We start from the raw sequence: 24,912 nt of genomic DNA on the forward strand, positions 1-24,912 counted from the left end.
GACAAAAATATTAATTATACCCAAATAATTCAATTCATAAAAAGGTCATATTGAATTATAACGTTATAAGATGATATAATCTAAAACAAGAAAGGAAGAGAAAAAATGGAGAAGAAATTTTCAATGGTTATAGTTGCAAAAAATCTATTCGACAGTGTGAATTCAAATGCGTATGAAGGTTATCTTTGCATTGAAGAAAATCGCATTGCTGAAAAAGGAATTGGGCAGCCTTCAGAAGATATTTTGAGCCGGGCAGATCAAATTTTGACCTTTGAGGAAGAACTGGTTATGCCTGGTATTACGGACACACATACCTTTTTTACTGGATATGCAGTATTTCATCTTGGGGCAGATGTGTCAAAAGTTCAGGATAATGAAAAAGGGCTGACCATTTTAAAAGCCTATGAGGAAGAACATCCATCAATTGGGGCAATGTTTGGACATGGATGGGATCCTAAAAAATGGAATCAGCAGGAGGCTGAGAAAATGCTGGAAGAGCATTTTCCACAAAAAGCGGTCATTCTTTTTGCGGCCGACAGATCCACTTGCATAATGAACCAAATAGCAAGTGATATTTACAAATTTACATCTGATACTTGCTATCCGGAAAGCTATTATCGAATCATGCGGGAATATTTAAATGACCGTAAGTTTATTGAAAAGGAATTTTCAGATTACATGGAAATGATGAATTCCAGAGGAGTGACAACGGTTAAAGAAATGGGCTTTGATGATTTTTACGGATTTACCAATTATCTTAAGGCAATGGAAAACTCTGAAAAACTTCATCTGAGGACATTTTTTATGTCACAGCCTGTAGGCGCAAAAATGAATCTGGAGTATGCCAGAAATATGAGAGATATGTTTACTGGAGATAAGATTCGTTTTAGTGGATTCAATCGCATGACGGATGGTACGATTGCTGATCATAAAGGGGACTTGAAGGAGCCTTATAAGGGTAAACTGTATACCTGCAGTATCCAGATTCCTTACGAAGAGATTGAAGCAGATGTTCTTGCCGCAGACAAAGAAGATTTTCGATGGACCTTGCATGCGCAAGGGGATGGTGCAGTTGGAAAAATAACAAGCATTTATGAAAAATGCAAAAGGGTAAATGGAAAATTGAAAAATCATCATGCCATTACCGATATGGAATTCACAGACCCGAAGGATCTGAAAAAGCTTGGTGAAATTGGGGCAATTGCTGAAATATATTTCCAGATAATGTCCCTGGATTCTTCAAAGGTATTATTGGAAAATATCGAAAGAACAATCGGTATGGAACGAGGAAAGTGCTACTGGAACCGCCGTAAGATGCTGGACTGTGGAATGACACTAAGTGGTGCTACAGATTTACCATTAATGATTACCAGTGTTCCTGAATCTATTTATTATTCTGTTGGAGGATATTTGGATGGCAGCCAGGATCCATTCCAAAGGGAAAATACACTTGAAGTTTCAGAACTTTTGAAAGCCTGGACAGTCGGGGGACAGAAGAATCTAGGTATGAGCGATAAGTTAGGAACCTTAGAAGAAGGAAAATTGGCAGATATAACAGTATTTGATAAAAATCTATTAGTAGTTGATGCGAGAGAAGCAAAAAAAGCCCAAGTAATACTAACAATAATGGATGGTAAAATTGTATATCGGGGATAACAAGAGGGGAGAAAGAAATGGGAGAAAAGAAAAAAAATAAATTACACATGCCACATGTGCTTACATTGATTTTCTTATTAATAGTGATTGTAGCAATTCTTACATGGATTTTACCTAGTGGCGAATTCGAAAGAACATTGATGGATACTTCGGCGGGAGAAAGAAGTGTAGCAGTAGCTGGAACTTATCATTCAGTAGATAAAGTGCTTGAAGATGGAACCAGTCTGCGTCAGGGAATTGGACAGGTTCTGATGGCACCTGGAAAAGGTATCCAGCAGATGATCGAAGTTTTGGCATTTGTGTTTATTATCGGTGGTGTATTCCAGATTATGGCAAAAACAAATGCTTTAAACATGGGAATCCAGAAAATCGTGAAGAAGCTAGGCGCAAAAGAGATACTGATTATTCCAATTTTAATGCTGTTGTTTGGACTTGGTGGAAGTACTTTTGGTATGTCTGACGAGCTTGTACCGTTCTATTTGCTGATTATGCCAATTATGTTTACTATGGGTTATGATTCAATGACAACATTTATGACGGTATGCCTTGCCGCAACCGTTGGATATGCCGCATCAACAGTCAATCCTTTTTGTGTACTGATTGCACAGGGAATTGCGGGTATTCAGGGAAATCCACAGTTAGTTTTTCGAATGATTCAGTGGGTAATCATGATGGGAGTTATCATCACATTCGTTACATGGCGTGCTTTGATAATTAAAAAGAGCCCTGAAAAATCCATTACTTATCAGGAGGATATTCATAAGAAAAAGGAAATTACTGCGAAAGTAGATTTCAATCAGGATATGACAATTCGTCAGAAATCCGTATTAGCTGTTTTCGTAATCGGAATGGTTGTTGTTGTTGTTGTTGTCGGATTGGTTAAATTCGGCTGGTATATGAATGAACTTTCCATGTGCTTTATGGGTATGGGACTGCTAATGGGTATTTTTGGTGGATTAAATGAAAAAGAGATTTCAGATGAGTTCATCACCGGAGTGAAAGACATTTCATTTGCTGCTATGGTTATTGGTTTCTGCAGCGGTATTATGGTAATTGCACAGGACGGAATGATTATCGATACGATTCTAAACACATTAAGTAACCTGGTTGCAGATTCAAGCAATGCAGTATTTGCTGTAGTTTTGTATATTGTAGAGTCACTGTTAACACTGCTTGTACCATCCTCATCTGGCCTGGCTGCACTTTCTATGCCAATTATTGCTCCACTATGCGATCTTCATGGAGTAAATCCAGAAGCTGCGGTTACAGCACTCCAGTATGGAAATCAGCTTACAAACCTTATGAGTCCGGTGGCTGGAACAACAGTAGCAGGACTTGCAATCTGTAGAATTTCTTTTGCTCAGTGGTGGAAAACCATTTGGAAAGTATTCTTGATTTTGACAGTACTTGCCATTATATTCTGTACAATTTCAGCAGCACTTTAATAATAACAAATAATTTATATAGAGAAGAAGGAGTAATTAACAATGAACAGACCAGAAGAATTAATCAAAAAAATTTACGAGAAACAAGGAGAAATTAAAGATGTATTCTTTACCGCTTGTGGAGGTTCACTGGTAGATCTATACCCAGGTTACTATTTTGTTAATGCTGAGTCTGAAACTATGCATTCACATTGGCTGACCGCAAAAGAACTGATTGTAACGCCATCCAAATTTCTGAAAAAAGGTGCACTTGTAATTTTATGTTCACATGGCGGAAATACAAATGAGACTGTAGAAGCTGCAAAATTAGCGAAAGAACGTGGAGCTGCTATTATTACAATGACCCACAATCCAGATTCCATCTGTGCAAAGGATGATATGAACCCGATTGTTTACAGCTGGGAAGATGACACAGACGAAAAAGAAAGACCTCAGGGTATAGTAATGCGTATTTTAAATGAACTATTGAAATTGCAGGAGCCTGGTTATAAAAAGTATGAGGCTATTCTTGACGGACTGGATAAGGTAGATGGCATTGTTCTGGCAGCAAAAAAGAAAGTGAAAAACCGTACATGGGTATTTGCCGAAAAATATTTTGCAGAATCATTCCTCTATATCATGGGATCGGGTGCTTCTTATTCTCAGGCATATGGATTCTCTATCTGTTCCCTCCAGGAAATGCAGTGGATGGATTGCTGCTATCTGCACACAGGAGAATATTTTCATGGACCATTTGAGTGTACAGATGAAGACCATCTTTACATTCTGCTGATGGGAACTGGCGCTGCCAGAGTTATGGATGAACGTGCACTTACATTCTTACAGAAATATGGAAAAAAATATGAAGTGATTGATGCGGAAGAATTGGGAATTAATGCAATTGACGCAAGTGTAAATGAATATTTCTGTCCAATACTGTTTTATGCAATGTCTGTTGCATATCGTACAGGGCTTCAGGACAAGAGAAGACATCCACTGGATATGAGAAGATATATGGGAGTAGTTAAGTACTAATAATAAGGAGAATTGCAATGGCAAAATATAATACAAAAGTATTGGGGTTTGGTGACAATGTAGTTGATCTGTATGAACATTCTCATATGATGTACCCAGGGGGGAATTGTGTGAATCTGTGTGCATATTCTAAGATTTTTGGCGCTGAACGCGTAGCATATATGGGGTATTTTGGAAGCGACGATATTGCGGAATTTGTAATTTCTGTCTTGAATGAAATGGAGATTGAAACGGTCAAATGCAAACAGCTGGTTGGAGAGAACGGTTGGTCTAAATGTACATTGATTGATGGCGAACGTACCTTTGGTGATTATAATGAAGGTGGTGTAAGAGGAAAGAATCCATATATTCTTGATCGATTTGATCTTGAGTACATGAAGCAGTTTGATTTTGTTCATACTGGAAATTATTGTTATACAGAGTCTCAATTAAAGGTTATGAAAGAAGCAGGTATCAAGGTATCTTTCGACTTTTCTGATGAGTCTACAAATGAATATTATGAAAAATATGCACCTTTTATAACATATGCATTCTGCTCCTTTGACGGAGATGATGATGCAGCAAAAGAACACCTGAAATTCATTCATTCTCTAGGACCTGAAATTGCTTATTTGACCAGAGGACCCAAGGGCTGCATTTTGTATGACGGAGAGCAGTTCTATGTTCAGCCGGCCACGATGATAGAGAGTGTAGTAGATACGATGGGGGCTGGCGATTCATTTTTGACAGCGTTTATGAACAGCTACATTGATCAGCAGAAGAAGGGGAATAAAAAACAGGCTGCGATAACGCTTGCTCTTGCAGAAGCATCTAAATTCGCGGCACATGTTTGTACCTTAAATGGAGCATTTGGATACGGAAAACCTTACGAAGACTAAAGAGGAGAAAGAAGTATGATTTATCAAGGCGATGCACTGAATTATATTTATGAGACTCCGGCAATTCTTCAACACATATTAGATAATGAGCAAAGCATACTTGCAGAGGCAAAAGCATTGGTTAGTAAAACGGAGATTACAGAAGTTTATATTACAGGATCTGGATCGTCTTATAATGCGGCCGTTGCAGCAGCTTTTTCCGCAAAAAAATTATTGGGTATACGTGCAACTGCCGTATACCCTGTAACACTTTTGGAGGAGTGTAAATTAATTTCAGATAAGGCAGTGGTGTTAGGGATTTCACAGCAGGGAACAAGTATGGCGGTAATTCATACGTTGGATGCGATACGAAGCAGGGGAATACCTGTAATTTCCGTTACTGGGGAATACGAAACTGAAATTACAAAACACAGTGATGCAAATATATATATAGAATGTGGATATGAAGATGCTGGAGCAACAACAAAAGGATATACATCAACTGTACTTACATTAATGCTTTTTCTAATTATGTTAGCGGAAGATTATGGGAAAATATCTTTGCAAGAGGGAAAGGATTATCGAAAAAGGATAAAGGCTGTCATTAAGAATATGAATACAGTATTAGAAGATAGCAAAACATGGTGCAATCAAACTGTAGAAAAATTAAAAGAATGTGATGATTTAATTATTATTTCCAGCAGTAACCTTAAAAGCTTGCTTTTAGAAAGCGTTTTGAAATTTTCAGAAACATGTAGATTACCAGTGCGAGGGTATGAAGTCGATGAGTTTATGCATGGCATGTATAATGCGGTAACTGAAAGAACAAATCTATTGTATTTATATCCAGCTTCAGGAAACGAATTGGAGCGAATGGAGAAATTATTTAAGTATTATGAACAGAAAAAATCGATTCAGTACGCTATTAACATGCCGAATATGCCAAAAAAAATGTTGTTTGGCTTTTTAAATGATCCGGATTTTTCGATGTTAGAATATAATCTGCCACTGCAGATGTTATTTGTACTAACCTCGCGTGCAAGAGGTATTAATCTGAATATACCGAAAGATCCAGAATTCCACAAATATATGGGAAGCAAATTGGAGATGGATAAGTAGTAGGAGGATGTTGCAGTATCCGATATACACAAAACAGTAATAATTAAAGGCGGGCCGGTTTTCTGGACCCGCCCATTCTATGTGTTCTTATATTAAATAAAATAATGAGTAGATCTCAGCCCCGGTTACTTTTTAATATGCGGAGAGTTAGTGTGAAAGATGGCAAATTAAACCGTGCTTAGTGAATTATTCGTTGAAAATATTCGAGTATAAGAATATAATAAAATAATATATTTAATGGCTGAAGTAGGCTATAGATGTGGTGGAAGTGCATTCTCAACAATACGATGGAGATAATCGTACAGAAGGTATATTGGGAGGAAATAAAGGTACATTTAGAATCAAGAGAATATAAGTCTATCTATACAACAATTAAATTTGAGTCATTTATCGGTGTAGCCAAAATGATTGAAAAGCGGGAATCATACCCCGTCACCGTATTTATTTCTAATAGTAGCAATAGAACATTTACATTGCAACTAGATGTAAAAATAGATTTTATCAATGTTAAAAGGATAATAAATTATGAAAAAAATTACGGATGAAAAATTAATTAAAGAGTATTTATATGGCATTGTAAGAGAAAAGTACGATATTATAAAAGATAATTGTGCAGATATTCAACAAGATGTTCTGATGACGGAATTGGCATTGTTTGTTATATGGAGAGAATATGTTAATATTACAGAGTTAGTAGTTACATCTAGTAAAATTAAGGCAAGACTTTGCAAGCGCAATGATAAAGATAAAAATTGTTATATACAGCTTAATGGTGATATTTTACTACCGTTTGATTCAAATAAAGGTAGCCTTAATAAAAAACGGGCATCTTGTGCAGGATATAATGATAATTTATTTGTGTTTTTTGAGTCGCTGGAAGAACTATATAAAAAGGGATTTATGAACGATGATGACGAAGATAAAGTTAAAAATTGTATATGCGAATACAAGTTTTTTTGGGATTTATTTGGAGAAGGAGAAATAGGATATAAGCATTATTTGGATTCATTTTGTTTAAATGATATCCGTGGATTAAAAAGAGATTATAGTGAGTTTTATTTGAAAAGGATATATTCAAAAGTTTGGCGCGATGATAATTTTAGTGAATTAGAAAGTATATATAGTAACTATGAAAGTCTCTTAAAAGATTTTCACAGTAAAAGAAAGAAATTGATGATAAAGCGTCTACAAGATATTTGTACTTCAGTGGTGTAGCTACCAGGCGATTGCAAAGCGGGAATCATACCCCGTCACTGTTATTGCTTTCAGGTTACCTGAACTGAGACAATTAAATCAGGTATCTTATCCAGAGATGGATACCAATGGAACAGCAGCAATGTCGTGGTCAGAGATTAAGATGCCAAGTTGTGATAAAAAAAGACGTTCTTTAGCTATGTAAAAGACCTTTGACATGTTGAATTTTAGCTGTGTAAAAGACCTTTGATAGAAAACAATAATCTGTATTTAGTATAATAAATTTAGGTCAAGAGAACCATTATACGAAAGGAGGTATCATTTGGAACTTTATACGCAAATTAAGAAAAATCGAACTGATCTGAATTTATCACAAGAAGAACTTGCAGAAAAAGTTTATGTTACAAGGCAAACTATCTCTAACTGGGAAAACAACAAAAGTTACCCAGATATTCATAGTCTTCTTTTGTTAAGTTCAACGTTTAATATATCTCTTGATCAATTAATTAAGGGAGATGTTAATATTATGAGAGAGGAAATTAACAAACGTGAAATTAATCAGCTTAATCGTGATGGTGCTAAATTTACTGGGTTTTTAATACTATTTGTAGTTTCAGTTGTACCATTATCAGTTTTTTTAGGAATTTATGGACTACTCATAGCAGGTGTTATTTGGGGGGTATCAATGATTTATGCCTCGAAGATTGAAAAGTTAAAAAAAATAAATGACATACAGACATACAAAGAAATCCTTTCATTTACTGAAGGTAAAAGATTAGATGAGATTGAGAAAGCTAAGGAATCTGGAAAACGACCTTATCAAAAATTTTTACTTGTTCTACTGGTTGGTTTTATTGCATTTATTGTATGTATGTTTTTTGTATGGTTACTTAGATCGTATATTTTTTAAAGTATTAGGGAATGCAATTCATCGAAAGTGTAAAAGGAATGGATAAGAAAATAAGAAAAAGAGTATTTATAATTGCCTCCGTTATTACTTTTTTTTTAATACTAATTTATAGAGAAAAAATAAATTATAAAGATAATAATGATATAAATCCTATTAGGTCTGAAAGCACAATAGTTTTAAATGATTATAGTGGTGTAACTATGACTGCGAAACGTGTAGCCGATACAAAAATCGCAGTAAATATTAATAATTCTGCTGATGAATCGGTGACATTTGGTGAAGATTATATTCTTGAAGTAAAGGAAGGTAATAAGTGGTATTCATTACCTGCAAAGGATGATATTATGTTCACTTCTATAGGGTATGAATTAAAAAAAGGGAGTGATTTCCCGTGGTCTACTGATTATGAGATATTATATGGTATATTACCTGCCGGCCAGTATCGAATAATAAAAGGTTTTTCAATTGAGTTACAACAGGAAACTCCTAAAAAATATTTTATTAGTGCGGAATTTTCAATCTAAGTGGGTACTATGGAAGATTATTATAGAAGTATTTACTTCCGTTCTGAGAGGTGTACTATCATATACTTTTCATGTATAATATGAAAGAGCATTAAAAGATGTCTTACAGCAACATATAGACGTGATGGAGGAACATTAATGACACAAGATACAATTAACAAGATACTACAATTCCGTGATGATCGGAACTGGAATCAGTTTCATAATCCAAAAGATTTAGCAATCTCTATTTCACTGGAAGCAGCTGAATTACTGGAGGTCTTTCAGTGGAGTGCAGAAGATGTGAACTGCAATGAGAAAATGGACAGGATTAGAGAAGAACTTGCTGATGTTGTAAATTACTGTGTGCTTATGGCAGATGCATGCGGTCTTGATTTAGATGAGATTGTTCAGGCGAAGATTAAAAAGAATAATGAGAAGTATCCAGTAGAATTAGCAAAGGGCAGCAAGGAAAAATACAATAAGCTGAAAAAGAGTTGATGCTGATGAACAACGGGTAACAGCAGACGAAAATAAGGCGGGGATGAAGAATTATGGCTCAATATTATGAGAAAATCGGCTATCAATTAAATATTGATGGTAAGTATTATAACAATCTAGATATAGACGCATTTTCTCTTATGATGAAGAATCCCTCATATTGTTATAAGTTCTACTGGCTTGAGGCAATTGTTCAGCTGATTTCAGAAGATGTGAAAGAAACCAGCTTTAATGAAATAATTGATGAAATGATTGCAAATGCATGGTATACGGTTTTAGAATTTCATATTCATCTCAGCGGTATGATTGAAGGGCAGATAAAAGACGGATTGGAAAGAGCCATTCTTACACTGCAGGAGTTAAGTAAACTTCCGGCAAATGCTTCAAAGGTTGAAATTAAAAATGGGATAAAAGAATATGATAAAGAACTTACACTTTATAAAGAACAGTTAACCCACATGGTCCCTTATAGAGCGCTTTCAGGATTTTTCGATAAGTGTCAGGAACGGGCGGATTGGGGCAGCACTCAAAGAATGGTTTCCTATATTGAAAGAGTTAATCAGATATCATTACTGCCATATACGCTTGGTGCAGGAAGTTCACTTAATAAGGAAGTCTTTTTTCATGAAGCCTGGATAAAGATGATACAGGATAATACAGTCCCTATTTTAGGCTGGATCCAATATGAAAAAGTTAAGTGGCTTCAGAACAATAATCCCGAAGTCCCTGGTCTTATATATAAGCTTGCACCAATGAATGAAAAAATGCGTAAACTAAATAGTGTTAGGAAGCTGTGGAAAGCAGTTATGGATAATCAGTCTATCGTTGATGTATTTAAAAATTCGCCTATTGTAAATAATAATTATGATGTGGATCATTTTATTCCCTGGTCTTTTGTAATGAACGATGAATTATGGAATCTAATGCCTATGGACTCTGCATTAAATTCATCGAAAAGCAATAAACTTCCTAAATGGGATCCGTTTTTCAGGCGATTTGCAAGTAACCAGTTCATTTTATACAGCATGATTCATGATGACAGGAAGCCAGAGATCAGAAAAAAGTATGAGTCCTGCTATCGGGATAATTTACATTCCATATGGGCCAATCAGGAACTCTATAGAAAAGGAAATTCAAAAGAGGAGTTCTACAATATTCTGGAGAAAAACATGCAGCCGGTCTATGATTCGGCGAGAAGACAAGGGTACCAAATTTGGTAAAAGGGGAATGGGTACATGACAAAAGAAACGTTAACTGAAATAAAGTGTGGTTTAGAAACAGCATTCGTTGATGAAAGATTTTCATCTAATTTAGCTTACAAACCGGAGTTTGTTTCTAACAATTATAAAGAAGGAAAAAAAGTAATTTCAACCATTGAAAATGAGCTGTTAGTATGCAATCAGTTTCAGATAAGTGTTGCATTTATTACGATGGGTGGAATTACCCCTCTTCTCCAGACGCTGCGAGAACTTGAGAAGAAAAACATTCCTGGAGAAATTCTTACGACCAATTATCTGAATTTCAGTGAGCCTAAGGCATTAGAGAAATTAAATGGGCTTAAGAATATTACTCTTAAAATGTTTGATGTAGAAGCCGCTGATGAAGGATTCCATACAAAGGGGTATATTTTTAAAAAGGAAGAAATCTACCGAATTATAATAGGAAGTTCCAATATTACAAGCTCCGCATTAACAAGTAACCGCGAATGGAATACAAAAGTTATATCTACTGAGCAGGGAGAGATGGCGCAGGAGATTATTGCAGAATTTTATGAACTTTGGGAATCAAGGTATTCACTAAGGTTTGATGATTTTTACGAGAATTATAAAGAACGCTATAATACCATTAAGCACCAACGTAAAATTGCTAAGCAAGATGAGATTGCATCTATTGAAAAGTATCGATTACAACCTAATAATATGCAGACTGGTTTTATTACAAATCTTAGGAAAATACTATCTGCTGGTGAGGAAAGAGCACTTCTGATTTCAGCGACAGGAACAGGAAAGACTTATGCTTCAGCATTTGCCATGCGTGAACTTGATTTTAAGAGAGTATTGTTCGTAGTTCATAGAGGACAGCTTGCACGTCAGTCAAAAAAATCTTATGAAAAAGTGTTTGCGAAAACAATTTCAATGGGACTAGTCGGCGCAGGTTATCATGAATACGATTCTGATTATGTATTTGCAACAGTGCAAACATTAAATAGAGATGAGCATTTGTTAAAATATGATTCCAATGAATTTGATTGTATCATTTTAGACGAAGCTCATCATATTTCTGCAGATACATATCAGAAAGTAATGAAATATTTTAAACCCAGACTTTGGCTTGGTATGACAGCAACCCCTGATAAGCGAGAGGATAATTTACCTGATAAAAATATATACAAAATTTTCAATTACCAAATTGCTTATGAAATACGTCTTCAGCAGGCTATGGAAGAAAAATTGCTCTGCCCGTTTCATTATTTTGGAATCAGTGATATTTCAATGATGGATGATAAGCAGATTAAAGCAAAATATATTTCTGAAAGAGATTTTAATCAGCTAACAGGGGAAGAACGAGTAAGGCATATTATCGAGCAGGCTAATTATTTCGGATATAGTGGAGATAGAATAAAAGGATTAATTTTTTGTAGTCGAGTAGATGAATCTGAAGAATTATCATCAAGATTTAATCAGATTATTAATCCAGAAACTGGAAAATCATATAGAACCATTGCCTTAAATGGTAATACATCTGAAGCGATCCGACAAGAAGCATTTGAAAGATTAGCCATGGACGAAGATGAGACTATAGAGGATTTGCAGCCATTGGATTACATATTTTCAGTTGAAGTTATGAATGAAGGTGTAGATATCGTAGAAGTTAATCAGGTGATTATGCTTCGCCCTACGGAGTCACCTATTGTATTTATTCAGCAGTTGGGAAGAGGTCTTAGAAAAGCAGAGGGAAAAGAGTATGTTGTAATTCTGGATTTTATTGGCAATTATAATAATAATTTTATGATTCCTATTGCGTTATCAGGAGATCGTTCTTATAATCCAGATACCATTCGTAAATATATTATTAGTGGCAATAGTACGATTCCAGGAGCTTCTACCGTACACTTTGATGAGATTGCTAAGGAAAAAATCTTTTCGTCAATTGATAAAATTAAGGGTATGAAATCCATCATCAGAGAAAGTTATGTTTTTTTGAAAAATCGCCTGGGCAGAATTCCATATCTTCTTGATTTCTATGAAAATGGGGAAATAGATCCACTAGTAATTATTAGAGAATATAAGACCTATCAAAGTTTCTTAGTTTCTTTAGAAAGGGAAACTTTCATGGGAAAGATAACGGAACAGGAAATGATTACTTTAGAATACTTGTCAAAGACAATACTTAGTGGAGCAAGACCATACGAACTTGAAATATTAAAGCGCTTTTTAAAACATGAGGTTATTTATGTAGATCAGATTAAACAAGAGTTTCAGCAGACTTACGGTTATGATCTTGATATCACCTCTTTTAAAAATGCAATTGAAGTTCTGCAAGGAAAATTTGTAAGCAAAGAGGAAGAGTACAAAAAATACTGTCATATTGATATTGTTAATTACGATGAGAAGAGCACGTTAAAAAGGCTTGGCGGGTTTGCAGAACGCCTTCTTCATATAGAATTCTATAAGCAGGTCAACGATATTATTGAAGTGGGTCTTAGAAGATACAGGGAAAAGTATTTGATTAACCAGGATAATAATAAACCGTTTGTTCTCTATGAAAAATATTCAAGGCGTGATGTGAGTCTGTTAATGAACTGCGGTAAGGATATATCATCTATAATGTATGGAATGAAACGGATAAAAGAAGATGTATTTATTTTTGTAACATATCATAAAGAGGAGAGTTCTGATGATAAAAATTATATAGATGGTAAACCGGATTACGCAGATGCTTTTGAGGATAATATGATTTTTCGTTGGGATTCTCAGATAGGAAGAGGAATTAATAGCTCTTATGTTACTGATGTAATGACAGCACGGAGAAAACATCTTTTAGTTAAGAAAAGTGATGCAGTAACAGATTTTTATTATGTAGGGCAGTTTGATATAATAGAGGCTAAACCTGCCCGTAAAAACGATAATTATGGTAAAGAACGTGATATAACTAAATTTCAGATGAAGATGCATCATGCAGTTAGAGAAGATTTATTACGTTATTTGCAAAGTAATATAAAAAAAGAGGATGTGAAGGCAGGATGAAAATAGTAAGAGTAGTAGCTGCAGTAATTAAAGATTTTAATGAAAAGGGAGAACCCATTATTTTTGCTACCCAACGTGGTTATGGTGATCTAAAAGGCGGCTGGGAATTCCCTGGGGGGAAAATTGAAGAAGGTGAGACTCCACAAGAAGCACTAATGAGAGAGATAAAGGAAGAATTAGATACAGAGATTTCAATTGGAGAGTTGATTCATACCATTGAATACGATTATCCTGCATTTCATCTTTCTATGGATTGCTTTTGGGCGGAAGTTATTGCCGGGGATTTGGTGTTGAAAGAGCATGAGGACGCAAAGTGGCTGACGAAGGCTGAGATGAATTCCGTGGGCTGGTTGCCAGCGGATATAACTCTCGTAGATAAAATTCGTATGTCAATATAGTTATTGTAGCGAATAATACTATAAAGCAGGTGGTAATTTTGAAAGAACGTTCAGAAGTAATAGATATATGCATGAAATTAAAGGAAGTCTATGAGGATTATCCTTTCCATGATACAAACTGGACCTTAATGCGGCATAAAAAGAATAAGAAAGCATTTGCCTGGATATATGAAAGAGAAGGCAATATATGGATCAATGTAAAATGCGATCCGGAGTGGAGAGATTTATGGAGGAGCACATATGCCTCTGTGATACCGGCATATCATCAGAATAAAGAGCATTGGAGTTCCATTATTCTGGATGGAACAATTCCAGACAGTGATATTATCAAAATGATAGGGGAGAGTTATGAACTTACAAATGACAAAAAGAAATCAGTTAAGAATTAAGTATGCAATTGCGTTTGTACTTCTTCTGCTTGTAGAGGTAATGATAGCATTATATGTACATGATACTTTTGTGCGGCCGTATGTGGGAGATATGCTGGTGGTAATTCTAGTGTATAGCTTTACGAGAATCTTCATACCGGAAAGATGCAGATTACTCCCATTGTATGTATTCCTGTTTGCAGCAGGAGTAGAGGTGCTGCAATATTTCAAGTTAGTACATGTTCTTGGACTGGAACATAACAGGTTTCTACGGATCGTATTAGGTTCGGTGTTTGATATTAAAGATATTGTCTCCTACGGTGTTGGCTCCATGTTGCTTGAAGCCTATGAAAGGATACTTGGATAGGAAAATAACGGGTTAAATGTATTTATAAGCATTTCACGCCGACTTTTGGTAATACCATTTATGCCGCCCCTATGGGGCGGTTAATTTATTTTCCTGGACTGGCTATTTACCATTTGCCAGGTAAAAATCCCAGTGTAATTTTAGCATTTATTTCTAAATTTTGTTAATCAGGTAATATTTTACTTGGAAAAGTAACAACTTTGTGTTAAAATGAAGTTGTTACTTTTTGCTTCAAAGAATAAGGAGGGTATATGAAACTAGAGAAAAGATTAATGTTTTTACTAATGTTAATATCATTTTCAATTCTCGTCACAGGTTGTAAAAAGGAGGAAACAGACAGTTTAAAGCGAGTTGAGGCGGCAGGGACCTTAACTGTCGTAGGAAGTGGAGGTTATCCCCCATTTAACTATATGGAAGATGGTAAAGTAGTTGGATTTGATGTAGATACAGGGCAGGAGATAGCAAAGCGTTTAGGAGTAAAGCTTAATTATGTCACATCCGACTGGGATGGACTGACAGAAGGCTTAAGAAACAAACGTTACGATGGGATCTTAGGCAGCATGGCGATAACAGATGAGCGCCTTAAAGTTGTGGATTTTACCAGCCCCTATTATTATTCCGGTGCACAGTTATTCGTGAACAATGATTCCGGAATTACAGATGTGAATCAGATGGAAGGAAAAAAGATTGCTGTAGCTACAGGAACTAATTTCGTTCAGGATGGGGAAAAACTGGGAGCAGAAGTAAGCTTTTATCAGGATGATAATGCCACACTCATGGAATTGATCAATGGCCGGGTAGATGGTGTAATTACGGACCGGCTGGTAGGCTTGTCTGCAATGAAGGATATTGCGGGCGGAGATAAGATTATACCTGTTGGAGAGCTGCTGCGGCTTGAAAGTATGGGAATAGCAATCAACAAGGATGATAAGGAACTGCTGGAGCGAATAAATGAGATCTTAAAAGATATGCATGATGATGGCACATTGACAAAGATCAGTGAAAAATGGCTTGATGGTGTAGATATCACCGTGAAGTAATTTCAGGATTTTGTGAAAAGGAGAAAAAGTATGAGCATTTGGGATTTTTCAATAATTCCAAAATATTTTTTGTCATTTTTAGCTGCAGCAAAGATGACAGTACTGGTGACAGTATTCGGTATCCTGATTGGTCTGATATTAGGGCTTATTCTTGCGCTGATGCGTATATCCAAATATGGGATTTTAAGTTTTCCGGCAAAAGTATATATATGGATTGTCCGGGGAACGCCGTTGCTGTTACAGCTGCTATTAATTTATTTTGGGTTAGTTAATATTGTTCGTCTTGGGAATTTACCTTCTGCTTTTTTAGCACTTGGACTTCATAATGCTGCATATATTGCGGAAATATTCAGAGGGGCGATTCAGGGGATTGCCAGAGGTCAGCGGGAAGCAGGTCTTTCTCTGGGAATGACAGAAGGGAAAGTTATGCGCCGTATCATATTACCCCAGGCATTCAAGCGTGCAGTTCCCTCATTGAGTAATCAGTTAATTATAGCATTAAAAGACTCCTCTTTAGCAAGTGCTGTTGCAATACCGGAATTATTGCTATATGCCAGGCAGGTTGGATCTTCTACGTTCCGGCTGATGGAGATGTTAACCATAGCAGCTATTTACTACTTAATTATGACCTCAGTATTAACGATATTTGCGAATGTAGTTGAGAAACGGTTAAATGTCAGTGATTTTAAAGTGATGGAGTGATCAGCCTATGATAGATATAAATGGACTTAATAAATGGTTTGGGAAACATCAGGTATTGCATGATATTAATTTCCATGTAGATGAGAATGAAGTTGTTGTTGTTATTGGCTCAAGTGGGTCAGGCAAGAGTACACTGCTTCGATGTATTAATTTCCTTGAAAAATACCAGGAGGGTACCATAAGACTGGGTGGGAAAACAATCACAGCAAAGACGAAAAATCTGCATTTAGTCAGACAAGAGGTAGGCATGGTGTTTCAGCATTTTAATCTTTTTCCACACAGAACGGTATTGGAAAATGTAATAGAAGGCTTAACCCAGGTTAAGAAGGTCCCCCTTGCTGCTGCAAAGGAACAGGGGCTTGTATTGCTGGATAAAGTGAATATGAAGGATAAGGCGGATACATATCCGGCGATGATATCCGGAGGACAAAAACAGCGTGTCGCTATTGCACGTGCATTAGCGATGAATCCTAAGATCATGCTATTTGACGAACCTACTTCAGCCCTTGATCCCGAACTGGTTGGTGAGGTTTTGAAGGTTATGAAGAATCTTGCAGATGACGGCATGACCATGGTTGTTGTGACCCATGAGATGGGATTTGCAAAGGAAGTTGCTGACAGAATTATATACATGGATGACGGCAGGATTGTCGAAGAAGGGACACCGGAAGAAATATTTAATCATCCGGTCAATGACAGAACGAAAGAGTTTATATCGCAGATCTTATAATAGTATCAGAATTCAATTACGATTCAACCTTGCGGCAACCGTTTGTGCATAGGCTGGATCGTAAACAACGTAACTAGGAACCGTTTTCATGGAGGTGTGAATGCAGAGAAATTATAAAAATATAGAATTATGGAAAGATGTTACCGAAGAACAGTGGAACAGCTGGCAATGGCAGATATCCAATCGGATTACAACAGTTGAGGAACTGGAGAAAATCATCAATCTGACAGAAGACGAAAAGTTTGGTATCATCACCAGCCTTAAGAAATTAAAAATGGCGATTACTCCTTACTACGCGACTCTCATTAATCCCAAAGATTATAATTGTCCCATCAGAAGGCAGGCAGTACCAACGGTTCATGAATCAAAAATATCGGATTGTGACAGCTGTGATCCCTTGCATGAAACGCTGGACTCTCCGGTTCGCGGACTCACACACAGATATCCGGACCGGGTGCTTTTACTTATTACCGAACAGTGCTCCATGTATTGCAGGCATTGTACAAGAAGACGTTTTGCAGGCCAGGAAGATAGTTCCTTATCAAGAAGATCCATTTTAAAAGCCATTCAATATATAAAAGCTCATAAGGAAGTCAGAGATGTTTTATTATCCGGCGGTGATGCATTGTGCGTTTCCGATGAAAAACTTGAATTTATTTTAAAAGAATTACGGGCAATCCCTCATGTTGAAATTATTAGAATTGGAACCCGCGTTCCAGTTGTTATGCCCCAGCGTATTACAGAAAATTTATGTAACATGATTAAAAAGTACCATCCGGTCTGGATTAATACCCATTTCAATCATCCCTATGAAATAACACCGGAATCAAAACGTGCATGCCAGATGCTTGCGGATGCTGGAATTCCCCTGGGGAACCAGTCTGTTTTATTAAAGAATATTAATGACTGCCCATCTGTTATGAAATCCCTTGTACAGCAATTAGTAGTGAACCGGGTAAGGCCTTATTATATCTATCAATGCGATCTGTCTGAGGGCATTGAACATTTCCGCACCCCGGTAGCGAGAGGAATTGAGATTATAGAGCTGTTACGCGGGCATACTTCCGGGTTTGCAGTACCTACTTTTGTAATAGATGCACCTGGAGGCGGAGGCAAGATACCAGTTAATCCCCAATATGTAATTTCCCAATCACCGGAAAAAGTGATTTTAAGAAACTATGAAGGCGTAATCTGTACGTATACGGAACCCACCGATAAAACCCATACATGTAAACATTGCGGTATTTGTGATAAATACAAAAATGATGACTCTAAAGGGTTGGAAAAACTCTTAAAAAATGAATGTACTTGCCTGACACCTACAAGTAATGTTCGAATTGACAGGAGAGCGGGATACAATGAAAAAGTTCCAATGTGATATTGAAGATAATTGCTATTTTACAATAGATAAAGTGAAAATATATCTGGATCATATGAATAAGCGCGTAAAAATCCTTGATTCCGGCAGCATACCGATTCAGACGTTAGATAAGATAAAAAACTTTGCATCAGTCAATCAGGCCGGTAAAATTTTATGTAATACCGTTTTGTCCGAGGTGAAACTATTTACTCAGGCAGGATTTTGCATTGAAGGGAAAATAGATGGTTTTTTCAAAGGCGCAGATGCTTATTGTGTGTCATATTTTATGGACAGCAAAAGGAAAATTTCTGAGAATCCGGAACAAAAGGATAAGATAATCGCTCAGTGCTTAATGCCAGACACCAGACATACTGCAGGTGGCAGCAGCACACTTTCTTACAGCATCAGAACAGCCACACAAAACGATATAGGAGAAATCGTAGCGTTATTTTCCACCGTATTTTCCACCTATCCCACGCCTGTATATGACGAGGAATATATAAGACAGACAATGAATGAAAAAATACTTTATAAAGTTGCGCAATCAGAGGGAAAGATCATTGGAATGGCTTCAGCGGATATGGATAGTAAGAACAGAAATGCTGAGATGACGGATTGCGCCACCTATCCGGATTACAGGGGAAAAGGGGTGCTGTCAAATATTATCCATGAGTTAGAAGAGGAGCTTAAAAACAGAAAATTCATTGCTTTATATAGTTTATCCAGAGCAGTTAATGTAGGGGTTAATATGGCTTTATGTAAACATCAATATAAATATAGAGGAAGATTAATCAATAATTGTAATATATGTGGTGCATTTGAAGATATGAATATCTGGGTAAAAAGTCTTGATTCATTCTGATCAGGTGGGGATTATAGAAAGGGTTAAACAAGGCCGTGCGGGAAGCACGGCTTTATGTTTAGTTCAAATCAACCTTTGAATCTGCTTCCAGGTTCAGACTTCTGATCTCATGAATACGTACAAGAAAAGGAAGCAGGGCACCGGACACAATCAGACTGAACAGATTCTGTACCAGATTGAATGGAATATTAACCATGGCAGCAGCCCGGTTATATACAAAAAGTTCGAATATAAAATAACCACCTGTGACGATACAGCTGCTTATAATACCTGCGGTCAGAAAAGGCAGTATGTGAAAATGTATGTTGGGGCGGCTGGGTGAAAGTCTGCGGTACAAGTATCCGGCAAAGAAGGCGGCCAGTGCTTTAATTAAAAATGTAGCCGGCGCATAGAATGCGTAGCCAGATACCAAATCTGCCATCATAGAACCAATTCCCCCGGCGGCTGCTCCAGCTATAGGACCAAGAAGTATGCCGCTTAATAAAACCATACCATCCCCCAGATGAATATAGCCTTGAAATGACGGTATATGTATTACCAGGGTAGCTACAGTTGTAAGTGTTGCCATCAATGCGCTGAATACTAATTTCTTTGTTCTTTTGCTATTCATAGTTACCTGCCCTTTCTGTTGTGTTTGTTAAAACCTATCATATAGAAAAACTGGAATTATTAAAATAGCCAATTTCAGTAAATTTATGCATACCAGTTGCATCGGAAAAATTTTATTCGATGGAGCAGACTTGAATTGAGTGAATATTATGTTATAATGATTTGGAGAACGTAAATATTCTATTCAGGGGGAAGTGCGGGAATGATGAAATGGATTTGTGGGATATTAGGGTTGGCGGGAGGTGCACTGATCATAGCTGGTGTATTTACTGCAGGAAATAAGGCGGTTGCAGTGATTGGCGGGGCCGATGGTCCAACGTCAGTATTTATAGCGGGAAAGCCAAATCACGTTACTTCCACAGCCATGCTGGTCAGTGGAATCATCATCATTTTAGGAATTATAATTATAGTTGTAAAAAATCGCAAGTAGACATTTCTAAGAAATATTCTGGAAGTGTCTTTTTTTATTATAATTGTTATAACTGTCTGCTGCAGGAATCCTGGAAAGTTTCATCTGCTTTAATGCATTTGCAGCAATACTTGGGCATCTGCTGGTATTCTCCACCAGACAGATACTGCGTCTTGGAATCGGCTCTTTAAGAGAAGACTTAGGTACTTCAGCAGCCCTGAACTGTTCCTGGGCAATTTTTACATGGGAATAAAGCTTCTCCCCTTCGGGTGTCAATGAGATACCGCGGTTGGATCTCACGAAAAGTTTACACCCCAGTTGATGCTCTAAATTATTAATGAACCGTGATATTTCAGATCATATCTGTTTCGTTCCGGAATAAAACCTTCCTTATCCGTTTATTGTCTCTCTGTATACGGTTTTTTTAGCATGTTTAAGTTAAAAAAATAACAATAAGATTTCGCGTATTATGCCTTTGAAAATTGGGGCAAGGCTTGTATTGATCAATAAATTGGTCATTATGCCAAAAATGAACCATAAAAAATCCTATTGTTTATGATAAGTTATTAGTATTTTTAAATACAGAAAAAACGAATTAGAATTAACCATAGAAACAATGTTAAAAAAATCACTATCTAAGGAGATAACAAAAATGAGCCAGTTAATTCAATCGTTAGTAGAACGTTCCAGAAATGCACAGCAGGTCCTGCGTACCTATGACCAGGAAAAGACAGACGCAATTGTAAAGATGTTTGCAAAAGTTATTTTTGACAATGCAGAGCCGCTGGCAAAGCTTGCTGTTGAGGAAAGCCGGATGGGCGTTTACGAAGACAAGGTCACTAAGAATAAAGGGAAATCCAGAATTATCTGGAATGCATTAAAGGGAAAAAAGTCCATTGGCATTATTGGAGCAGATGAGGAAGCCGGGCTGATTGAGGTGGCAAAGCCCATGGGCGTTATTGCAGCCGCAACACCGTGCACCAACCCAGTTGTTACCCCCATGTGTAATGCAATGTACGCCGTGAAATGCCAGAATACGATTATTATTGCACCGCATCCGCGCAGTAAGAAATGTGCGATGGAAGTGGCTGAACTATATTATAAAGAGCTGGACCGCATGGGAGTCCCGAGAGATATCTTTCTGGTAATCGAGGAACCATCGATCGAACTTACCAACGAACTGATGGCTGCCTGTGATGTTGTATTGGCTACCGGCGGCGCGGGTGTTGTAAAATCCGCTTATTCCAGCGGAAAACCAAGCTATGGCGTGGGACCTGGCAATGTACAGGGACTGATTGATGAAGGAATTGATTACAAGGCAGCTGCAGGGCGCATGATTGCCAGCCGCATCTTTGACAATGGTATTATCTGTTCCGGAACCCAGACAATCATTGCTCCTGAGAAGGATTACGATAAGGTGATAAAGGAATTTGTAACTCAGGGAGCATTCTACATAGAGGATAGAAAAGTTATTGATAAACTGGCAGAAGTGGTATTCCCCAATGGTGTGATCAACAAAAAAGTGGTTGGACAATCGGTTGAAACCATAGCAGACCTGGCTGGGATTACCGTTCCCCAGGGTACAAAGGTCATTATTGTAAAGCCTGAGAGACACGGAGCTGGTATTGTATGGAGCAAGGAGAAGATGTGCCCGATGATGGCTGCATACAGCTATAAAACCTGGGAAGAGGCTGTACAGATTGCATATGACAATCTGGTATATGAAGGGGAAGGGCATTCCGCAGATATCCAGTCCAATGATAAAAAACACATTGAATACGCAGGTGTGAAGCTTCCTGTAAGCCGGGTGGTAGTCAATCAGACCTGTTCCAGCATGGCAGGCGGAGCTTTTGCAAACTCATTGAATCCTACCACCACACTGGGGTGCGGAAGCTGGGGCAGCAATGCGATCAGCGAGAATCTGTTCTATACCCACCTGATGAACAAGAGCCGGATTGCATTTGTAAAAAAGGATTGGAAACAGCCGTCAGATGAAGAAATTTTTGCATAGGAGGACTTAAAATGAAAGAGATTATTTTAAAATCCCAGATTTCATACTATGATACCTGTGCAGAATTCGCCAGAGAATATAACCTTGGCAGCGGTGATCTCATATTGACCAATGAATACATATACAAACCATATTTCGGAAGTCTTGACCTGAATGTCCATACCATTTTTCAGGAAACATACGGAACAGGGGAGCCGACCGATGTCATGGTAGATTCGATCCTTGAAGTGGCTGCAAAAACAGACTGCAGGCGGATTATCGCCATAGGCGGAGGTACGGTAATTGATATTGCCAAGGTTATGGCGGTGTCCGAAGGGGATCCCCTGGATTTACTTTACGCTGCACCTGAGAATATCAGAAAGAAACGTGAACTTGTCATCCTGCCCACAACCTGCGGAACTGGAAGTGAGGTTACGAATATTTCCATTATCAACCGGACCAGACTGGGAACAAAGGTTGGTCTTGTGTCACCTCATATGTATGCTGATGAAGCGGTGCTGGTGCCGGAACTTTTAAATGGTCTGCCATTTGCCGTGTTTGCTACCAGTTCCATAGACGCTCTGGTTCATGCTGTGGAGTCCAGCCTGTCTCCGAAAGCTACACCGTTTACAAAGCTGTTTGGTTATAAGGCCATTGAAATGATTATCAGGGGATATCAGGAGATTGCAGCAAAAGGACCGGAGGCAAGGCTTCCGCTTATGAAGGATTTCCTCATTGCAAGCAATTATGCAGGTATTGCATTCGGAACAGCCGGGTGTGCGGCTGTCCATGCCACCAGCTATCCGTTAGGAGGCACTTATCATGTGGCTCACGGGGAGAGCAACTATGCCATGTTTACAGGAGTACTTAAGAATTATATGGAAATCAGGCAGGATGGCGAGATTGCAGTGATGAACCAGTGCCTTGTAAAACTGCTGGGGTGCTCCAAATCAGAAGTTTATGACAAGCTTGATGAGCTGCTTGGCATAATTCTTCCGAAGAAGGCGCTTCATGAATATGGCGTGAAACAGGAGGAGCTTGCAGTATTTACCAAGAGCGTCATGGAGCAGCAGGCACGTCTCATGGCAAATAACTTTGTGCCCCTGAATGCGGACCGGGTGCTTAAGATTTATCAGGAATTGTATTGAAAAGGAGAAGAAAATTATGGGATTAATGACTGGTGAAGAATATGTGGAAAGTATGCGGAATTTGAAGCTTAATATTTATATGTTTGGGGAAATGATTGACAACCCGATTGATCATCCGATTTTAAGACCATCCCTTAATTCTGTCAAGGCGACCTATGATCTGGCGCAGATGCCGGAATATGAGGATTTAATGACTGTAACCCTGGAGGATGGACGTAAAATCAACAGATTTGCCAATATTCACAGAAGCACGGATGATTTGATTAAAAAGGTTAAAATGCAAAGGCTCTGCGGACAGAAAACGGCTGCCTGTTTCCAGCGCTGTGTGGGAATGGATGCGTTTAACGCCGAATGGTCAACTACCTATGAGATTGATGAAAAATACGGCACCAGCTACCATGAGAATTTTAAAAAGTATCTCCGTATGGTTCAGGATAAAGATTTGACTGTAGATGGAGCAATGACGGATCCCAAGGGCGACCGGGGGCTGGCACCACATGCGCAGCCAGATCCTGATATGTATTTAAGAGTGGTGGAGCGCAGAGCTGACGGAATTGTAGTCAGAGGCGCAAAAGCACATCAGACAGGTATTATCAATTCACAGGAAGTAATTGTAATGCCTACTGTTGCCATGGGGCCAGATGATAAGGATTATGCAATATCCTTTGCAGTTCCTGTAGATGCAGAGGGAATCGTGATGATTATCGGAAGGCAGTCCTGCGACACCAGAAAGCTGGAAGGATCACAGATGGATGTGGGCAACAGCGAATTTGGAGGTGTAGAGGCACTGGTTGTATTTGATGATGTATTTGTTCCCAATGACCGCATTTTCCTTAATGGAGAATTTGAATTTGCCGGTATGCTGGTAGAACGGTTCGCCGGATACCACAGACAGTCCTATGGCGGCTGCAAGGTGGGAGTGGGTGATGTCCTGATTGGAGCGGCAGCCCTGGCAGCTGATTATAACGGCGTACCCAAAGCTTCCCATATTAAGGATAAACTGATTGAGATGACCCATTTAAACGAGACACTTTACTGCTGTGGCATTGCATGCTCCGCAGAAGGAACTCCCACTGATTCCGGTAATTACATTATAGATCTGTTACTCGCCAATGTATGTAAGCAGAATGTGACCAGATATCCATATGAGATTGCACGACTGGCAGAGGATATTGCAGGAGGTCTTATGGTGACTGCACCGTCTGAGAAGGATTTAAACAATCCGGTTGTGGGGGGCTATGTGGAGAAATATTTAAAGGGAATTGAAGGAGTGTCAACGGAAAACCGTCTCAGGATTCTGCGCTTAATCGAGAATCTGACACTTGGAACTGCTGCAGTGGGCTACAGGACAGAATCTCTTCATGGCGCCGGCTCGCCACAGGCCCAGAGGATCATGATCTCCCGTCAGGGCAATATTGGAAGAAAGAAAGAACTTGCAAAGGCAATTGCAAAAATAAAGGATTAAATATGGCTGTTTTAGACC

General features: G+C 38.0%; 26 protein-coding genes. 24 read left to right on the forward strand and 2 right to left on the reverse strand.

Annotated elements, in window-relative coordinates; translation table 11 throughout:
* The first annotated feature begins 105 nt into the window (after window positions 1–105).
* From RZO55_RS00950 to ablB, 20 genes are all read left to right on the forward strand, one after another.
* The gene (locus RZO55_RS00950) at window positions 106–1,656 is read left to right on the forward strand and encodes an amidohydrolase family protein (protein ID WP_318062431.1); all 1,551 of its coding nucleotides are present in this window, start codon (window positions 106–108) and stop codon (window positions 1,654–1,656) included.
* 17 nt (window positions 1,657–1,673) lie between these two features.
* Complete coding sequence (locus tag RZO55_RS00955; protein WP_318062432.1) at window positions 1,674–3,101, forward strand: YfcC family protein; 1,428 nt, start codon at window positions 1,674–1,676, stop codon at window positions 3,099–3,101.
* Window positions 3,102–3,143: 42 nt separating this feature from the next.
* Window positions 3,144–4,115, forward strand: coding sequence for an SIS domain-containing protein (locus RZO55_RS00960; protein WP_318062434.1), 972 nt, complete (start codon window positions 3,144–3,146; stop codon window positions 4,113–4,115).
* Window positions 4,116–4,132: 17 nt separating this feature from the next.
* Window positions 4,133–4,993 (forward strand): PfkB family carbohydrate kinase, encoded by an 861-nt coding sequence (locus RZO55_RS00965; protein ID WP_097003774.1) that lies wholly within the window; start codon window positions 4,133–4,135, stop codon window positions 4,991–4,993.
* 15 nt (window positions 4,994–5,008) lie between these two features.
* Window positions 5,009–6,091: an SIS domain-containing protein gene (locus tag RZO55_RS00970; protein ID WP_318062435.1), complete on the forward strand. Its 1,083-nt coding sequence runs from the start codon at window positions 5,009–5,011 to the stop codon at window positions 6,089–6,091.
* A 287-nt stretch (window positions 6,092–6,378) separates the two neighbouring features.
* Complete coding sequence (locus RZO55_RS00975; RefSeq protein ID WP_318062436.1) at window positions 6,379–6,636, forward strand: hypothetical protein; 258 nt, start codon at window positions 6,379–6,381, stop codon at window positions 6,634–6,636.
* Window positions 6,617–7,306, forward strand: coding sequence for a hypothetical protein (locus tag RZO55_RS00980; protein ID WP_318062437.1), 690 nt, complete (start codon window positions 6,617–6,619; stop codon window positions 7,304–7,306). The genes RZO55_RS00975 and RZO55_RS00980 overlap by 20 nt, the downstream gene beginning before the upstream one ends.
* 301 nt (window positions 7,307–7,607) lie before the next feature.
* Window positions 7,608–8,195, forward strand: coding sequence for a helix-turn-helix domain-containing protein (locus tag RZO55_RS00985; protein ID WP_318062438.1), 588 nt, complete (start codon window positions 7,608–7,610; stop codon window positions 8,193–8,195).
* A 38-nt stretch (window positions 8,196–8,233) separates the two neighbouring features.
* Window positions 8,234–8,719 carry an immunoglobulin-like domain-containing protein gene (locus RZO55_RS00990; RefSeq protein ID WP_318062439.1) on the forward strand — a complete coding sequence of 162 codons (486 nt, stop codon included), beginning with the start codon at window positions 8,234–8,236 and terminating at the stop codon, window positions 8,717–8,719.
* A 138-nt stretch (window positions 8,720–8,857) separates the two neighbouring features.
* A complete protein-coding gene (locus RZO55_RS00995) occupies window positions 8,858–9,199 on the forward strand; it encodes a nucleotide pyrophosphohydrolase (RefSeq protein ID WP_318062440.1) in 342 nt (113 codons plus the stop codon).
* A gap of 53 nt (window positions 9,200–9,252) precedes the next feature.
* A complete protein-coding gene (locus RZO55_RS01000) occupies window positions 9,253–10,419 on the forward strand; it encodes an HNH endonuclease domain-containing protein (RefSeq protein ID WP_318062441.1) in 1,167 nt (388 codons plus the stop codon).
* A 15-nt stretch (window positions 10,420–10,434) separates the two neighbouring features.
* Window positions 10,435–13,446, forward strand: a complete 3,012-nt coding sequence (locus RZO55_RS01005; RefSeq protein ID WP_318062442.1) for a DEAD/DEAH box helicase — start codon at window positions 10,435–10,437, stop codon at window positions 13,444–13,446.
* Window positions 13,443–13,844 carry a (deoxy)nucleoside triphosphate pyrophosphohydrolase gene (locus tag RZO55_RS01010; protein WP_318062443.1) on the forward strand — a complete coding sequence of 134 codons (402 nt, stop codon included), beginning with the start codon at window positions 13,443–13,445 and terminating at the stop codon, window positions 13,842–13,844. The genes RZO55_RS01005 and RZO55_RS01010 overlap by 4 nt, the downstream gene beginning before the upstream one ends.
* 38 nt (window positions 13,845–13,882) lie before the next feature.
* The gene (locus tag RZO55_RS01015; protein WP_318062444.1) at window positions 13,883–14,233 is read left to right on the forward strand and encodes an MmcQ/YjbR family DNA-binding protein; all 351 of its coding nucleotides are present in this window, start codon (window positions 13,883–13,885) and stop codon (window positions 14,231–14,233) included.
* Window positions 14,193–14,579 (forward strand): ribosomal maturation YjgA family protein, encoded by a 387-nt coding sequence (locus tag RZO55_RS01020; protein WP_318062445.1) that lies wholly within the window; start codon window positions 14,193–14,195, stop codon window positions 14,577–14,579. Before RZO55_RS01015 ends, RZO55_RS01020 begins: the two co-directional genes overlap by 41 nt.
* Before the next feature lie 251 nt (window positions 14,580–14,830).
* Window positions 14,831–15,619: an ABC transporter substrate-binding protein gene (locus RZO55_RS01025; protein ID WP_318062446.1), complete on the forward strand. Its 789-nt coding sequence runs from the start codon at window positions 14,831–14,833 to the stop codon at window positions 15,617–15,619.
* Between the two features lie 30 nt (window positions 15,620–15,649).
* Complete coding sequence (locus RZO55_RS01030; RefSeq protein WP_318062447.1) at window positions 15,650–16,321, forward strand: amino acid ABC transporter permease; 672 nt, start codon at window positions 15,650–15,652, stop codon at window positions 16,319–16,321.
* 7 nt (window positions 16,322–16,328) lie between these two features.
* Window positions 16,329–17,051, forward strand: coding sequence for an amino acid ABC transporter ATP-binding protein (locus tag RZO55_RS01035; RefSeq protein WP_318062448.1), 723 nt, complete (start codon window positions 16,329–16,331; stop codon window positions 17,049–17,051).
* Between the two features lie 100 nt (window positions 17,052–17,151).
* Window positions 17,152–18,429, forward strand: a complete 1,278-nt coding sequence (gene kamA, locus RZO55_RS01040; protein ID WP_318062449.1) for a lysine 2,3-aminomutase — start codon at window positions 17,152–17,154, stop codon at window positions 18,427–18,429.
* Window positions 18,410–19,273 (forward strand): putative beta-lysine N-acetyltransferase, encoded by an 864-nt coding sequence (ablB, locus tag RZO55_RS01045; protein ID WP_318062450.1) that lies wholly within the window; start codon window positions 18,410–18,412, stop codon window positions 19,271–19,273. Before kamA ends, ablB begins: the two co-directional genes overlap by 20 nt.
* Before the next feature lie 58 nt (window positions 19,274–19,331).
* Here ablB and RZO55_RS01050 read toward each other — a convergent pair whose 3' ends face one another.
* Window positions 19,332–19,883, reverse strand: a complete 552-nt coding sequence (locus tag RZO55_RS01050; protein WP_318062451.1) for an ECF transporter S component — start codon at window positions 19,881–19,883, stop codon at window positions 19,332–19,334.
* 201 nt (window positions 19,884–20,084) lie between these two features.
* Here RZO55_RS01050 and RZO55_RS01055 point away from each other — a divergent pair, with 201 nt between their 5' ends.
* Window positions 20,085–20,312: an oxaloacetate decarboxylase gene (locus RZO55_RS01055; RefSeq protein ID WP_318062452.1), complete on the forward strand. Its 228-nt coding sequence runs from the start codon at window positions 20,085–20,087 to the stop codon at window positions 20,310–20,312.
* A 6-nt stretch (window positions 20,313–20,318) separates the two neighbouring features.
* Here the strand turns inward: RZO55_RS01055 and RZO55_RS25770 are convergent, their stop codons facing one another.
* Complete coding sequence (locus RZO55_RS25770; RefSeq protein WP_336624238.1) at window positions 20,319–20,642, reverse strand: LysR family transcriptional regulator; 324 nt, start codon at window positions 20,640–20,642, stop codon at window positions 20,319–20,321.
* Between the two features lie 301 nt (window positions 20,643–20,943).
* Here RZO55_RS25770 and RZO55_RS01065 point away from each other — a divergent pair, with 301 nt between their 5' ends.
* Genes RZO55_RS01065 through RZO55_RS01075 form a run of 3 tightly spaced genes read left to right on the forward strand, consistent with a single transcriptional unit; the run spans window position 20,944 to window position 24,894 of the window.
* Window positions 20,944–22,302, forward strand: a complete 1,359-nt coding sequence (locus RZO55_RS01065) for an aldehyde dehydrogenase family protein (RefSeq protein WP_318062453.1) — start codon at window positions 20,944–20,946, stop codon at window positions 22,300–22,302.
* A gap of 11 nt (window positions 22,303–22,313) precedes the next feature.
* The gene (locus RZO55_RS01070; RefSeq protein ID WP_318062454.1) at window positions 22,314–23,429 is read left to right on the forward strand and encodes a 4-hydroxybutyrate dehydrogenase; all 1,116 of its coding nucleotides are present in this window, start codon (window positions 22,314–22,316) and stop codon (window positions 23,427–23,429) included.
* 16 nt (window positions 23,430–23,445) lie between these two features.
* The gene (locus RZO55_RS01075) at window positions 23,446–24,894 is read left to right on the forward strand and encodes a 4-hydroxyphenylacetate 3-hydroxylase family protein (protein WP_318062455.1); all 1,449 of its coding nucleotides are present in this window, start codon (window positions 23,446–23,448) and stop codon (window positions 24,892–24,894) included.
* Window positions 24,895–24,912 lie beyond the last annotated feature (18 nt).

The organism is Clostridium boliviensis, from assembly GCF_033342255.1.
Classification (GTDB): Bacteria; Bacillota; Clostridia; order Lachnospirales; family Lachnospiraceae; genus Lacrimispora; species Lacrimispora boliviensis.

Bases quoted from the DNA above. Each gene is read 5' to 3' on its own strand.
- RZO55_RS00950 (WP_318062431.1), top strand. From the start codon at position 106: ATGGAGAAGAAATTTTCAATGGTTATAGTTGCAAAAAATCTATTCGAC.
- RZO55_RS00955 (WP_318062432.1), top strand. From the start codon at position 1,674: ATGGGAGAAAAGAAAAAAAATAAATTACACATGCCACATGTGCTTACA.
- RZO55_RS00960 (WP_318062434.1), top strand. From the start codon at position 3,144: ATGAACAGACCAGAAGAATTAATCAAAAAAATTTACGAGAAACAAGGA.
- RZO55_RS00965 (WP_097003774.1), top strand. From the start codon at position 4,133: ATGGCAAAATATAATACAAAAGTATTGGGGTTTGGTGACAATGTAGTT.
- RZO55_RS00970 (WP_318062435.1), top strand. From the start codon at position 5,009: ATGATTTATCAAGGCGATGCACTGAATTATATTTATGAGACTCCGGCA.
- RZO55_RS00975 (WP_318062436.1), top strand. From the start codon at position 6,379: ATGGAGATAATCGTACAGAAGGTATATTGGGAGGAAATAAAGGTACAT.
- RZO55_RS00980 (WP_318062437.1), top strand. From the start codon at position 6,617: ATGAAAAAAATTACGGATGAAAAATTAATTAAAGAGTATTTATATGGC.
- RZO55_RS00990 (WP_318062439.1), top strand. From the start codon at position 8,234: ATGGATAAGAAAATAAGAAAAAGAGTATTTATAATTGCCTCCGTTATT.
- RZO55_RS00995 (WP_318062440.1), top strand. From the start codon at position 8,858: ATGACACAAGATACAATTAACAAGATACTACAATTCCGTGATGATCGG.
- RZO55_RS01000 (WP_318062441.1), top strand. From the start codon at position 9,253: ATGGCTCAATATTATGAGAAAATCGGCTATCAATTAAATATTGATGGT.
- RZO55_RS01005 (WP_318062442.1), top strand. From the start codon at position 10,435: ATGACAAAAGAAACGTTAACTGAAATAAAGTGTGGTTTAGAAACAGCA.
- RZO55_RS01010 (WP_318062443.1), top strand. From the start codon at position 13,443: ATGAAAATAGTAAGAGTAGTAGCTGCAGTAATTAAAGATTTTAATGAA.
- RZO55_RS01020 (WP_318062445.1), top strand. From the start codon at position 14,193: ATGAACTTACAAATGACAAAAAGAAATCAGTTAAGAATTAAGTATGCA.
- RZO55_RS01025 (WP_318062446.1), top strand. From the start codon at position 14,831: ATGAAACTAGAGAAAAGATTAATGTTTTTACTAATGTTAATATCATTT.
- RZO55_RS01030 (WP_318062447.1), top strand. From the start codon at position 15,650: ATGAGCATTTGGGATTTTTCAATAATTCCAAAATATTTTTTGTCATTT.
- RZO55_RS01035 (WP_318062448.1), top strand. From the start codon at position 16,329: ATGATAGATATAAATGGACTTAATAAATGGTTTGGGAAACATCAGGTA.
- kamA (WP_318062449.1), top strand. From the start codon at position 17,152: ATGCAGAGAAATTATAAAAATATAGAATTATGGAAAGATGTTACCGAA.
- ablB (WP_318062450.1), top strand. From the start codon at position 18,410: ATGAAAAAGTTCCAATGTGATATTGAAGATAATTGCTATTTTACAATA.
- RZO55_RS01050 (WP_318062451.1), bottom strand. From the start codon at position 19,883: ATGAATAGCAAAAGAACAAAGAAATTAGTATTCAGCGCATTGATGGCA.
- RZO55_RS01055 (WP_318062452.1), top strand. From the start codon at position 20,085: ATGATGAAATGGATTTGTGGGATATTAGGGTTGGCGGGAGGTGCACTG.
- RZO55_RS01065 (WP_318062453.1), top strand. From the start codon at position 20,944: ATGAGCCAGTTAATTCAATCGTTAGTAGAACGTTCCAGAAATGCACAG.
- RZO55_RS01070 (WP_318062454.1), top strand. From the start codon at position 22,314: ATGAAAGAGATTATTTTAAAATCCCAGATTTCATACTATGATACCTGT.
- RZO55_RS01075 (WP_318062455.1), top strand. From the start codon at position 23,446: ATGGGATTAATGACTGGTGAAGAATATGTGGAAAGTATGCGGAATTTG.